This window comes from Flavobacterium sp. TC780 (genome assembly GCF_056783245.1).
In genome coordinates, this window is record NZ_JBXBAV010000054.1 from 14,851 (window position 1) to 27,416 (window position 12,566).

Consider the following 12,566-nt stretch of genomic DNA (forward strand, 5'->3'; position numbering starts at 1 on the left):
CTTTATTTCAAGTTGTTGGTTTCCTTTTTAAACAAGTATTATATTTACAGTCACAAAAGTATAAAATATCCTTATGATAACAAGTGTTTTTAAAAAATCTACACCATTAAATTATTCATTGGTCGTAATTTTAATGCTGGTTTTCTTTTTCATCTATCAATTTCAAGATATTTCTTGGGCAAAATCACTTATATCAATTTCAGAAAAAATAAGTTTATCGATAGTTGTATTAGGATCGATGTTGGTAACAAATTTTGTGGTCAAGAAAAACGGGCTTAGTAAAGACAATGGTTACACGATATTTTTTTATTTATTGTTAACGTTATTCTTTCCATCAGCATTTAATAATCCTACTATTTTACTTGCTAATTTTTTTGTGCTATTAGCGCTTCGTCGCTTGTTATCATTGCAATCCCTTAAAGCTTCAAAAGAAAAAATATTTGATGCATCATTATGGATTTTATTGGCTTCTTTGTTCCAATTTTGGTGTATTTTATTCCTTATATTGGTATTTATATCGATAATTTTTCACGTTGCAGGTGATTATAGAAACTGGATTTTACCATTTATAGCCCTTTTTACTATAGCTACACTTTTTCTATTAGTGTCTTTATTGTTTAATATTGATGTAATTACATTTTTTAAAAATCATGCATTGCTTGATTTTAGAATCAATTATTTCACCAGTAACTATCAAAATGGGGCTTTATCAATATATGTAGCAGTAGCTTTGTTCTTAGTGGTTTCGTTGTTATTAACATTATCAAATAGACCATTATTACTACATTCTTCTTATAAGAAAATTGTAGCTTATTTCTTTATAGGAGTTATTATATTTTTGGTATCTCCTAATAAAAGCAATGATTTATTATTGTTTACAGTTGCACCTTTGGCTATTATGGGATCAAGTCATATTGAGTTTTCGCAAAACAAGCTAAGCAATGAAATCGTTTTTGGAGTCTTGATTTTATGTAGTCTTTTTACTTTTTTCTCTCAATTATAGCTTATTTCCATACGCTAAGTCACCAGCATCACCTAATCCAGGAACGATATAATTTTTCTCATTTAAGTTACTATCTAAGGCAGCAATCCATAAATGACAAGAATCAGGCAGGTGTTTTTCTAGATAAGCAACACCTTCTGGAGCAGCAATTACAACAGCAAGGTGCATTTCTTTTGGTGCACCATTTTGTATTAATTTTTCATAAACAGCAACAATAGATTGGCCAGTAGCCAGCATTGGATCTATTAACAAAACAGTTTTATTATTGATACTAGATAAGGCCTGATATTCGACCAAAATAACAAATTCAGCATCGTTGTTTGGGTGATGTCTGCAAGCCGAAACAAAACCATTTTCGGCTTCATCAAAGTAATTTAAGAAACCAATATGTAATGGTAAACCAGCACGTAAAATAGAACATAAAATAAGTTTATCATCTATTTCGGTAGTATTTTTAAAGCCGAGAGGCGTTTCTATTTCTACGTTTTTATAAGATAGATCTTTACTTATTTCATAAGCCATAATTTCACCAATTCGCTCAATATTTCTTCGAAAACGCATACTGTCGTTTTGAACTTTTATATTTCGTATCTGGCCTAAAAAATGGTTTAATACGCTGTTGTTTTCGGATAAATAATGAATCTGCATGATGGTATTTTTTAATTTATTTTAAAATCAGATTTATGATAAATAGATTTATGATTTGATATTTTTTTATAAAAGTATAAAAAGTATCTTTGTATCTATAAAAATTAAAGACATGTTTTCAAAATTAGCATATTCTGTATTCGAACAAAGCATCAAAGATTATCATAAATTTGATAATGTTGATCAGCCAATAAACAATCCATATCCTAAAGATAAATTTGAACATTTATTATATTTAAAAAACTGGATAGACACCGTACAATGGCATTTTGAAGATATTATTCGTGACCCGAATATTGATCCAGTTGCTGCACTTACTTTAAAAAGAAGAATTGATGCCTCTAATCAGGAACGTACTGATATGGTGGAATATATTGATAGCTATTTTTTACAAAAATTTAGCAATGTAAAAGTAAAAGACGGAGCTAAAATTAATTCAGAAAGTCCTGCATGGGCATTTGATAGATTATCTATTTTGGCTTTAAAAATTTATCATATGAATGAAGAAGCTACTCGTGCAGAAGCTACTCAAGAGCATAGAGATAAATGTCAGGAAAAATTAAATATCCTTTTAGAGCAAAGAAGCGATTTATCTACAGCAATAGATGACTTGTTAACAGACATTGAAAATGGAGATAAATTCATGAAAGTGTACAAACAAATGAAAATGTACAATGATGATGATTTGAATCCTGTTTTATACCAAAATAAAAAATAATTGGCAGAATTGTCCAATAAAATTAAGCATATAGCCGTCATGAGACTTTCCGCAATGGGAGATGTCGCCATGACGGTTCCTGTTTTACGCGCATTTGTAAAACAGCACCCTGAGGTTCAATTAACCGTAATTTCACGCCCTTTTTTTAAACCATTTTTTGATGGCATACCTAATTTGACTTTTTTCGTTTTTGATGATAAAGAGCGTCATAAAGGTTTTATTGGATTAGTGCGTTTATATAAAGATTTAAAAAAGCTGCATATTGATGCTTTTGCCGATTTACATAATGTTTTACGATCTAAAGTTGTTCGTACTTTTTTCGCTTTAAGCGGAAAAAAAACTGCTTTTGTTGATAAAGCAAGAGAGGATAAAAAGGCATTAATGAGAGCAGAAAATAAAGTCTTTAAGCAATTACCAACAATGTTTGAAAGACATACAAAAGTGTTTGAAGAACTAGGTTTTTCGGTGGATTTATCTAATCCTGTATTTCCTAAAAAAGCTGTTTTAAGCGCAGAAATTACTGATCTGATTGGAGAAAACTATCAGAAATTAATAGGAATTGCACCTTTTGCTCAATACGAATCTAAGGTATATCCTTTGGATTTGATGCAGGAAGTAATTGCAAAATTAGCTGAAAATAAAGAGTATACAATTTTACTTTTTGGTGGAGGAAAAAAAGAAATCGAAATTTTAGAATCGTTTTCTAAGCCTTTTAAAAATGTAATAAATGCAGCAGGGAAAATCAAGTTTCAACAAGAATTAAAACTGATTAGTAATCTCGATGTAATGCTTTCTATGGATTCAGGAAATGCTCATATTGCTGCAATGCTGGGTGTAAAAGTAGTTACACTTTGGGGGGCAACACATCCGTATGCAGGATTCTTACCATTTAATCAAAAGCTAGAAGATGCATTGGTATCAGATAGAAATAAATTTCCTTTATTACCAACATCAGTATATGGAAATAAAATAGTTCCTGGTTATGAAGATGCCATGCGAACGATTTTACCAGAGAAAGTAGTGGCTAAGATTCAGTCGCAGTTGTAATAAATTAGTATTCATTCACAGTTTTTAGTATACAGAAGTCTTGTTATACATAAAAATTAAGCTTTGAAATAAAAAAAGAGTTTGCAGTTCAAGTGCAAACTCTTTTTTATTGATTTGTATTCAATAAATGTCTGAAAACTTTGACCGCTACTGAATATTGATATTAAATACTAAACGTCATCGTAGTCTACATAAATAGATTCAGATGTTGGATGTGCTTGACAAGTAAGAATTAATCCGTCTGCGATTTCTTTATCAGTTAAAATCGAGTTCTTTTTCATCTCGGCAGTTCCCGAAGTTACACGAGCAAGACAGCTACTGCAAATTCCGCCCTGACAAGAATAAGGAGCATCAATTCCTTGCTTTAAAGCAGCATCAAGAATGGTTTGTTTTTGTGACATCTCAAAAGAAACTTCCTCATCATCAACAAGAACAGTAATTTTAGAATGCCCTTCTAATGAAGTGTCGATTTTATTTTCTTGTGTAGAAGAAGTGAAAAGCTCAAATTTTATAGCTGATTCTTTTACATTTTTCTCTTTTAAAATACCTGAAACTGTATTAATCATTTCTTCAGGGCCACACAAATAGAATTTATCAAATTCTAATTCTTTATGTTTGTTATTCAAAACATAATTTACTGCCGATTTATCTATTCGACCAAACAATGCATTTTCAGCTTTAGCTTGACTAAAAACATAATGTACAAATAAACGGCCTACATATTGTAATTGTAAATCATGTAGTTCTTGATGAAAAATAGTGTCTTCGACTGTTTTATTTCCGTAAACTAATGCAAATGAACTTTTTGGTTCACTTTTTAAAACTGATTTTAGAATAGAAAGAACAGGAGTTATTCCGCTTCCAGCAACAAATGCAGCATAGTTTTTTTGTCTTTCCGGATCAGGTTCAAATGTAAATTTGCCCTCTGGTTTACCAACTTCAAGGACATCTCCAGCTTTGAGTTTTGTCGTTGCGAATTGAGAAAAAACACCATTTTTTACTGCTTTTACAGCAATTCGTAATTCACCACTTTCTGGAGAAGAACAAATAGAATAAGCACGACGAAGTTCTTTGTTGTCTAGTGTTAATCGTAAATTGATATATTGTCCTGCAACAAAAGTATAGTTAGATTTTAGTTCTTCAGGAACATTAAAAAGTATTGAGACTGCAGCAGCAGTTTCGCGTCTTACTTCTTTTATTATTAGTTTTAGGAATGAAGGCATGATATTATTTTTTTGCAAAAGTAGCAAACAGCTATTAAATGATTGGTATTAAACAGTAATATTTTATTTTGTTTGTAACGTTTTCTTACATTTACATACATACTGGCAGACTAAACCCCAAAAACATGATTAAAAAATTTATTTATCTCGAATGGAAAGCCTTTTCAAGGTCGGCATCTTTTGGTGCTAACGTAGCATTGAAAATTATAATAGGTTTTCTGGCAGTTTATTTCTCACTTATTTTTATAGCAGCTGGAGCTGGTGCTTTTTATGTTCTTAAAAAGATGAATCTGGATCCTTTATTAACTATAAATAAGTTCTTAGTTTATTATTTTTTATTCGATTTAGCCCTTAGACTTTTAATGCAAGCTATTCCTGTACTTAATATAAGACCTTTATTGACATTGAGAATCCAAAAGAAAACGATAGTTCATTTTTCACTTGGAAAAACAGCTATATCATTTTTTAATATTATTCATGCGTTCTTTTTTCTTCCTTTTACGATAGTATTACTACTAGAAGGATACGATATACTGGGTGTGATTTTTTGGCTTTTAGCTATAATAGCATTAATTTATATCAATAATTACCTGAATATTTTATTAAGTAATATTGACAAATTATTTGTCCTTTTTCTTGGAATAATTGTCATCCTGGGGGGATTACAATATTATAATTTTTTTGACATTACAAATTATACTGTTTTATTTTTTGATGGATTATATGTAATAAAAGGCCTTTTTCTTATTCCGATTTTAGTTTTGATAGGATTGTATTATGTAACGTTTAATTATTTTAAAAGCAATTTGTATCTTGATGCAGGACTTTCGAATAAGCATGATATTGCTAAAACTGAAAATCTGACATGGCTTAACCAATTCGGGACATTAGGAACGTTTCTTAAAAATGACATTAAACTTATAAAGAGAAATAAAAGATCCAAGATGACTATCATGATGAGTATCCTTTTCTTATTTTATGGTTTTTTATTTTATTCTGGAGGAGTAGAATCATATAATAACCCTGTTATGCACATTTTTGCAGGTATCTTTGTTTCAGGTGGTTTTCTGTTTACTTTCGGACAATTTGTACCAAGTTGGGATAGTTCGTATTACCAACTTATGATGACACAAAACATCCCGTACAAAGGGTATATTACATCAAAATGGTGGCTAATAGTTATCGCAACAATTGTTTCAACAATAATAGCTTCATTTTATCTTTATTTTGGATGGCAAGTGTACCTTACAATTGTGGTTGGAGCAATTTATAATATAGGTGTTAATTCACATTTAGTTCTTTTAGGAGGAGCATTTACTAAAACTCCAATTGATTTAACATCAACTAGTGGTGCTTTTGGAGATAAAAAAGCGTTTAACGTAAATGCTATGCTGCTTACGCTTCCTAAATTATTACTACCAGTGGGATTGTACTGGATTGGTTTCTCTCTTGGAAATCCTAATATTGGTTTAGCATTGGTTGCTTTAGCAGGAATAATAGGTTTTGTATTTAGAGACAAGGTTTTTCTTTTGATCGAAAAAGATATAAAATCGAAAAATATAAAACCATAAGCGCATACAAACAAAAGAGTTAATTCATCAATTTCAAAATGTGTCAATTAGAAAATGAACTTCAATTGACGTAATAAAAAAATAAAAATTACCATGATACAAGTAAATCAACTTTCAAAAACATATAACGAAACAACTGTTTTAAAAATAGAAAATCTTGAGATTCCAAAGGGACAAAGTTTTGGACTGGTAGGGAATAATGGAGCAGGGAAAACTACTTTTTTTAGTTTGTTGTTGGATTTGATTCAACCCTCTACAGGAAATATAATTAATAATAATATACAAGTAAACAATGATGAAGGTTGGAAAACGTTTACTGGTTCTTTTTTAGACGAAAGTTTTCTGATAGGATACTTAACTCCAGAAGAGTATTTTTATTTTGTAGGAGATTTACGTAGACAAAATAAAGCCGATGTTGATGCATTGTTATCAAAACACGAAGAGTTTTTTAATGGTGAAATTCTAAAAAACAAAAAATACCTGCGTGATTTATCCAAAGGGAATCAGAAAAAAGTAGGAATTATAGCAACACTTATCGGAAGTCCCGAAGTAATTATTTCTAGATGAACCATTTGCTAACTTAGATCCTACAACAGTAAGTAGATTAAAAAAAATAATTAAAGAACTAGCAGATAATCCGAATGTTACTGTTTTGGTTTCGAGCCATGATTTGCAGCATACAGTTGAAGTTTGTGATAGAATAGTTGCTTTGAATAAAGGAGAAATTGTAAAAGATATCCAAACTTCTAAAGAGACACTTCAAGAACTCGAGGCGTTTTTTGCCGTTTAAATATAAATATCTCAAAAAGAAGCGTATTTTTACCAGTCATTATACTAAAAAACTTTTTTAGATGTTAAATGTTAAAAGTGTTTCCCATTGAAAAACAATCGATTTAAATACATTTTTCTGCTCCTATTTATCTCTTTTTTGATAGCTTGTTCTACAAAAAAGAGATACGTTTTTGGCAAGAAACTCCCATGCCTTAAGTACAAAATACAATATTTTGTATAATGGGCAAGTAGGTTTTGATAAAGGGATGAAAGCTATAGAAGCTAATTATACCGATAATTTTTGGAAATTACTGCCTGTTGAAAGGATGCAAATTGAAGAAGGAAATTTGGACGAAGCTAAAACTAAAAACCCTGATTTTCAACTTGCAGAAACAAAAGCGACCAAGGCGATTCAGAAACACTCAATGAATATTGGCGGGCGGGAGAAAAACAGTCAGATAGATGAAGCATATTTGATGCTTGGCCAAGCTCGTTATTATGACCAGAGATTCTTACCAGCTTTGGAAGCATTTAATTACATTTTATATAAATACCCAACAAGTAGCAATATCAATACCGCAAGAATTTGGCGCGAGAAAACCAATATGCGATTAGGTAATGATGAGTTGGTTATAAAAAACATCTATAAACTATTTAAAGGAGTTGCATTAAAAAACCAAATATATGCTGATGCAAATGCTTTATTAGCAGAAGCTTTTATTAACTTAGAACAGAAAGATAGTGCAATTACAAAACTTAAAATTGCAGAAGAATTTACCAAAAGAAACCCAGAAAGATCCAGATACCGTTTTATTTTAGGACAATTGTATCAGGAAACGAATAAGAGAGATAGCGCACTTTATTTTTATCAATCGGTGATTGATATGAACAGAAGATCGGAACGAAAGTATGTAATTAATGCTTATGCAAAAAAGGCTCAGTTATTTGATTATCAAACTGGAGATAGTACAGTTTTTATCAAAACATACAATAAATTAATTGCTGATAGAGAAAATAGACCATTCCTGGATGTAATTTATTATGAAATGGGAGTTTTCTTTGATAAACGGAAAAATGAAAAATCGGCATTAGAGTTTTATAATTCTTCATTAAAAAGAAAATCTAAAGATCCATATTTGGTAGCATCTACTTATCGAAATATTGGTAATATGTACTTTAAAAAAGCAAGTTATACATTGGCAGCAAAGTATTATGATAGTACTTTGGTAAAAATGGATTCTAAAACAAGAGAGTATGTATATATCCAAAAAACTCGAAAAAATCTAGATGATGTAATAAAATACGAAGGTATTGCGAAACGTAATGATAGTATTATTAATGTAGTTGGACTTTCAGACTCAGACAGAGTAAAATATTTTGGAGATTATATCGCCAAGTTAAAAACTGCTGATGAAGCCAAACGAATTCTTGAAGAAAAACAAAAAGAGAAGATTGCTAATATAGAGCGAAATACAAATGGAGGAGGCCTGGAAACAATAACTGCAAAAGGAGCTTTACCAGGTAATTCTGAAAAAAGTGGTGTTCCAAGTCCGCCAACAGGAAATGAGGTTGCGAGTGTTTTTTATTTTTATAATCCATCAACAGTCGCTTACGGTAAATTACAATTCAAAAAACTGTGGGGAAACAGAGAAATAAATAGCAACTGGAGATTAACATCAAATAAATCGAATGCAAATTCTGATGATGATAAATCAACAGCTTTTGTTGAAAATGATTCAATAAAAGAGGAAGTAATAGTCGAAAAATATACTACAGATTTTTATTTAAAACAACTTCCAAAAGACAAAAAAGCAATAGACAGTATTGTTCAGGAACGAAATTTTTCGTACTATCAATTAGGTCTTATTTATAAAGAAAAATTCAAAGAATATGAATTGGCTAGCAATAAGTTAGAGCAATTATTAAAGAATAATCCTGAAGAAAAATTGATTTTGCCATCGATGTATAATCTCTATAAAATTTATGAGATTACAAATCCAGCAAAAGCGGTATCGATGAAAATGGATATATCTACACGTTATCCAAATTCACGCTATGCACAAAATCATAAATAATAATGGTTTAGATGAGGGAGAAGGAATAAAGGCACCAGAAAAAGAATATCAAAAATGGTATAAATTATTCCAGAAGAAAAATATGCTGAAGTCTTAAATAATATTGATAACCTTATAAATCAATATTCGGGAGATGAAATAGTTTCTAAATTTGAATTATTAAAAGCTAATACATTAGGAAAAGCTAAAGGATTAGTTGCGTATAAAAAAGCGATAGAAAATGTAGCAGAGAATTATCCAAATAGTGAAGAGGGTAAAAAAGCACAGGATGTTTTAACCAATCAGATTCCATTTTTGGAGAAGCGTGTATTTACAACTGTTGATAACAAAAGTTGGAAAATCCTGTATAAAATTGATATTCAGGATGAAAAAGCAAGAAAAACAATTGAAGATATTATTAAAAAATTCCTAGTTGATGAGAACTTTCAAAAGCTTACTTATTCTTTTGATAAATATGATTTGGAATCAGGATTTGTTACCATTCATGGTATAAAATCAGAGAGTTATGCAAATGATGTTGCCAAAGTATTAAAGAAAATAAAAAGTATAATTTGGTAGCATATCCTGCAGTAATAATATCAAGTGACAATTATAGTATAGTACAAATTAATAAAAATTTAGAGCTTATTTAGCTCCTAAAACCCCTTAATCATGTTTAATAAAGCCCCAAAATTTAGCACAGAACACCTAGGAAAAACAAATAGAATAGTTGAAGGAACTATCATAACTGGAGATATTACATCGCTAGCCGATTTTAGATTAGACGGAGAATTAATAGGTAATTTTACCTTCGAAAGGAAAAATTGTAATAGGTCCAGCAAGTAAAGTTAAAGGAGATATCATTTGCCAAAATGCAGATATTGAAGGAGAATCACAGGGAAAGATTAAAGTTGCTGAGCTTTTAAATGTAAAAGCAACTGCAAAAATTAATGGAGAAATAACTGTAGGTAAATTATCTGTAGACGTTACCAATTTACAATGATTTGTATAATGGCAACAGATTTAAAAAGTGGAATAAATGACGGCAAGGAACCAAATGATAATCAGAGAAATAAAAATGGTTAGTTTTTGTTAACATTCCAATACAGATGGGAGTAATTATATTTTTATTTTCCTATTTGGGTATTTGGTTAGACAAAAATATTCAAACGGCGGTTCGCTGTGGACAATTATATTGTCTTTATTTTCTGTCTTTCTAGCACTTTATAATGTCATCCGACAAGTTAAAAATTTAAATAAATAATGAATAGAGTTGTAGATTTTCTTAAGTATTTTGTTCCTTTTTCGATTGTATTGTTAGTCTCACAATATTTTATAATGCAATCGTTATCAGATAAATTAGTTTTTTTTTATTCCGTGTGGAGTATTTACATATTTAATATTGTAGCTACTTTTTTAGTGTACTTGTTTTTAATTTATGTAAATAAAATTTTTCCAACTTATACAGGGTTCGCTTTTCTTGGAGCAAGTTTTTTTAGAATGATGGTGGCCATCATTTTTCTGATTCCTTTAATAAAAGCAGGCGTTAAAGATCCAATAATTGATTTGGGAGCATTTTTTATCCCTTATTTTTTATTTTTACTTTTTGAAACATATTTTACAGTTAGGCTAATAAATAAAACCTAATCGATTCATTATTAGATAAATTGATAATTTAAAATGTAATATTAAAAAACATATCCATAAATTTTCAATTTTCAATTTAAAATGTACCTTTGCAAAAAATTTTTGGAACCTAAAATTAGATAAAGATTTAATAATGATATTTTCAAATAAACCAGTTCAGTACTTATTAGTTACATTATTAGCATTTACTTCGTCGATGAATTACGGATCTACTCCTGTTGATAGTGTTTCTGTTAAACACGAAAACGTTGTTGAGACAGTAGAAGTAAGCGGTCACGGAGAAAGTGTTGGTCACGAAATAGAAAAAGAATTTAATGCAAGTGAATTAATTAATTCACACATTGGAGATTCTCATGATTTTCATATTGCTGATTGGGATGGTCATCCTATTTCTATGAGTCTGCCAGTTATTTTGTGGACCAAAATGGATTGGAAATTTTTTCATCTGCAAAATTTCACCATGATAATTCAGGTGAGCATGTGGTTGATATTAATGGGCAGAAATTAGTTCGTTATAAAGAGATAATTTTTTACGCTGATAAATTTGAAACAATGACAGCTGATCAGAAAAATACTGGAGCTTTTGCTTTTGATGCAAGACCTTTAGATTTTTCTATCACAAAGAATGTTTTCTCAATGTTGCTTCAGCATTAGTTTTGTTTTTCTTATTTTTTGCAGTAGCAAGATCATATAAGAAAAATCCAAATGCCCCAAAAGGATTGGCAGGATTTTTAGAGCCATTAGTTACATATGTTAGAGATGAGATTCCGATTCCAAATATTGGAGCAAAAAAAGCTGGTAAATACATGCCATATCTTTTAACTATATTTTTCTTTATATGGATTAATAACCTTATCGGATTGATTCCTTTCTTTCCATTTAGTTCTAACTTAACAGGTAATATCTATTTTACATTTGTAATGGCATTCATTACTTTTATCGTTACAACTTTAAGCGCAAACAAAAATTACTGGGGACATATTTTTAATACACAGGAGTTCCTGTGTGGTTGGCTCCAATTATGATTCCTGTAGAGATTATAGGAATGCTTACTAAGCCATTTGCATTGATGATTCGTTTATTTGCAAACATCACTGCTGGTCACATTATTATTTTAAGTTTAGTTTCTTTGATTTTCATTTTCAAAACTATTGCTATCGGACCAGTTGCTGGAGCATTCGTATTGTTCATGAGTGTATTAGAAATGTTAGTTGCTGCTTTGCAAGCGTATGTATTTACTTTGTTATCAGCATTATTTATTGGTCAGGCTGTTGAAGAGCACGATCATCATTAATCAGAGTTTTATTAATTATTAACTATATAAATTTATTATTATGGTATTAGCTGGAATCGGAGCTGGATTAGCTGTAATTGGTGCAGGTCTTGGATTGGAAAAATTGGTGGTTCTGCAATGGACGCTATCGCTCGTCAACCAGAAGCTGCTGGAAAAATCCAGACTGCTATGATTATTGCTGCTGCACTTATTGAAGGGGTTGCTCTTTTTGCAGTAGTTGTTGCGTTAATTACAAACGCATAATTAAAACATAAAACTTCCTGTAGCGGTTGGCTTCAGGAAGTTTTTTAAAAAAAGACAAACAAATTTTAAATATATAATGTTATGCAATTAACTTCACCAGAAAGTTTAATTTTTTGGACAACAATTATCTTTATTGTTTTCTTCCTTTAATGGCAAAATTTGCTTGGAAACCTATATTAGGTGCAGTAAAAAGCCGTGAAGAATCTATCAACGAAGCTTTAGCATCTGCTGAAGCAGCTCGTAGGAAATGCGAATTTAACTGCTGATAACGAGCGTATCTTAAAAGAAGCTCGTGCGGAACGTGATGCGATGTTAAAAGAAGCTCGCGAAATGAAAGAGCAAAATGA

The 12,566-nt window shown here is 30.4% G+C and carries 13 protein-coding genes and 4 pseudogenes; 15 read left to right on the forward strand and 2 right to left on the reverse strand.

What is annotated here, in order from left to right:
• The first annotated feature begins 73 nt into the window (after positions 1 to 73).
• Complete coding sequence (locus AC1RYN_RS05440) at positions 74 to 1,003, forward strand: DUF6427 family protein (RefSeq protein WP_481806138.1); 930 nt, start codon at positions 74 to 76, stop codon at positions 1,001 to 1,003.
• On the opposite strand, the gene upp is transcribed toward AC1RYN_RS05440, so the two are convergent.
• Positions 998 to 1,651 carry a uracil phosphoribosyltransferase gene (gene upp / locus AC1RYN_RS05445; RefSeq protein ID WP_481806139.1) on the reverse strand — a complete coding sequence of 218 codons (654 nt, stop codon included), beginning with the start codon at positions 1,649 to 1,651 and terminating at the stop codon, positions 998 to 1,000. The two genes, AC1RYN_RS05440 and upp, sit on opposite strands and share 6 nt — an antisense overlap.
• A gap of 112 nt (positions 1,652 to 1,763) precedes the next feature.
• On the opposite strand from upp, the gene AC1RYN_RS05450 reads away from it, so the two are divergent.
• On the forward strand, positions 1,764 to 2,369 hold the full coding sequence (locus tag AC1RYN_RS05450; protein ID WP_035620176.1) for a DUF4254 domain-containing protein: 606 nt from the start codon (positions 1,764 to 1,766) through the stop codon (positions 2,367 to 2,369).
• 39 nt (positions 2,370 to 2,408) lie between these two features.
• A complete protein-coding gene (locus AC1RYN_RS05455) occupies positions 2,409 to 3,416 on the forward strand; it encodes a glycosyltransferase family 9 protein (protein ID WP_481806148.1) in 1,008 nt (335 codons plus the stop codon).
• Positions 3,417 to 3,586: 170 nt separating this feature from the next.
• Here AC1RYN_RS05455 and AC1RYN_RS05460 read toward each other — a convergent pair whose 3' ends face one another.
• Positions 3,587 to 4,639 (reverse strand): 2Fe-2S iron-sulfur cluster-binding protein, encoded by a 1,053-nt coding sequence (locus AC1RYN_RS05460; protein ID WP_481806140.1) that lies wholly within the window; start codon positions 4,637 to 4,639, stop codon positions 3,587 to 3,589.
• A gap of 125 nt (positions 4,640 to 4,764) precedes the next feature.
• Between AC1RYN_RS05460 and AC1RYN_RS05465 the strand changes: the two are divergent.
• The 12 genes and pseudogenes from AC1RYN_RS05465 to AC1RYN_RS05520 form a co-directional block, all read left to right on the forward strand.
• Positions 4,765 to 6,233, forward strand: a pseudogene (locus tag AC1RYN_RS05465) (DUF5687 family protein).
• A gap of 70 nt (positions 6,234 to 6,303) precedes the next feature.
• A pseudogene (locus AC1RYN_RS05470) lies at positions 6,304 to 7,000 on the forward strand (ABC transporter ATP-binding protein).
• A gap of 172 nt (positions 7,001 to 7,172) precedes the next feature.
• Entirely contained in the window at positions 7,173 to 9,056 is a 1,884-nt protein-coding gene (porW, locus tag AC1RYN_RS05475; protein WP_481806141.1) for a type IX secretion system periplasmic lipoprotein PorW/SprE, read from the forward strand.
• 294 nt (positions 9,057 to 9,350) lie between these two features.
• Complete coding sequence (locus AC1RYN_RS05480; protein WP_481806142.1) at positions 9,351 to 9,614, forward strand: hypothetical protein; 264 nt, start codon at positions 9,351 to 9,353, stop codon at positions 9,612 to 9,614.
• Between the two features lie 93 nt (positions 9,615 to 9,707).
• On the forward strand, positions 9,708 to 9,881 hold the full coding sequence (locus tag AC1RYN_RS05485) for a hypothetical protein (RefSeq protein ID WP_481806143.1): 174 nt from the start codon (positions 9,708 to 9,710) through the stop codon (positions 9,879 to 9,881).
• Positions 9,882 to 9,897: 16 nt separating this feature from the next.
• Complete coding sequence (locus AC1RYN_RS05490) at positions 9,898 to 10,038, forward strand: polymer-forming cytoskeletal protein (protein WP_481806149.1); 141 nt, start codon at positions 9,898 to 9,900, stop codon at positions 10,036 to 10,038.
• Positions 10,039 to 10,164: 126 nt separating this feature from the next.
• A complete protein-coding gene (locus AC1RYN_RS05495; RefSeq protein WP_481806150.1) occupies positions 10,165 to 10,299 on the forward strand; it encodes an AtpZ/AtpI family protein in 135 nt (44 codons plus the stop codon).
• Positions 10,300 to 10,815: 516 nt separating this feature from the next.
• Positions 10,816 to 11,190: a hypothetical protein gene (locus AC1RYN_RS05500; protein WP_481806144.1), complete on the forward strand. Its 375-nt coding sequence runs from the start codon at positions 10,816 to 10,818 to the stop codon at positions 11,188 to 11,190.
• Positions 11,191 to 11,338: 148 nt separating this feature from the next.
• The gene (locus AC1RYN_RS05505) at positions 11,339 to 11,707 is read left to right on the forward strand and encodes a F0F1 ATP synthase subunit A (RefSeq protein WP_481806145.1); all 369 of its coding nucleotides are present in this window, start codon (positions 11,339 to 11,341) and stop codon (positions 11,705 to 11,707) included.
• Entirely contained in the window at positions 11,692 to 11,976 is a 285-nt protein-coding gene (locus AC1RYN_RS05510; RefSeq protein ID WP_481806146.1) for a F0F1 ATP synthase subunit A, read from the forward strand. Before AC1RYN_RS05505 ends, AC1RYN_RS05510 begins: the two co-directional genes overlap by 16 nt.
• A gap of 40 nt (positions 11,977 to 12,016) precedes the next feature.
• Positions 12,017 to 12,219, forward strand: a pseudogene (atpE, locus tag AC1RYN_RS05515) (ATP synthase F0 subunit C).
• 81 nt (positions 12,220 to 12,300) lie between these two features.
• Positions 12,301 to 12,566, forward strand: a pseudogene (locus AC1RYN_RS05520) (F0F1 ATP synthase subunit B family protein); the annotation flags it as partial.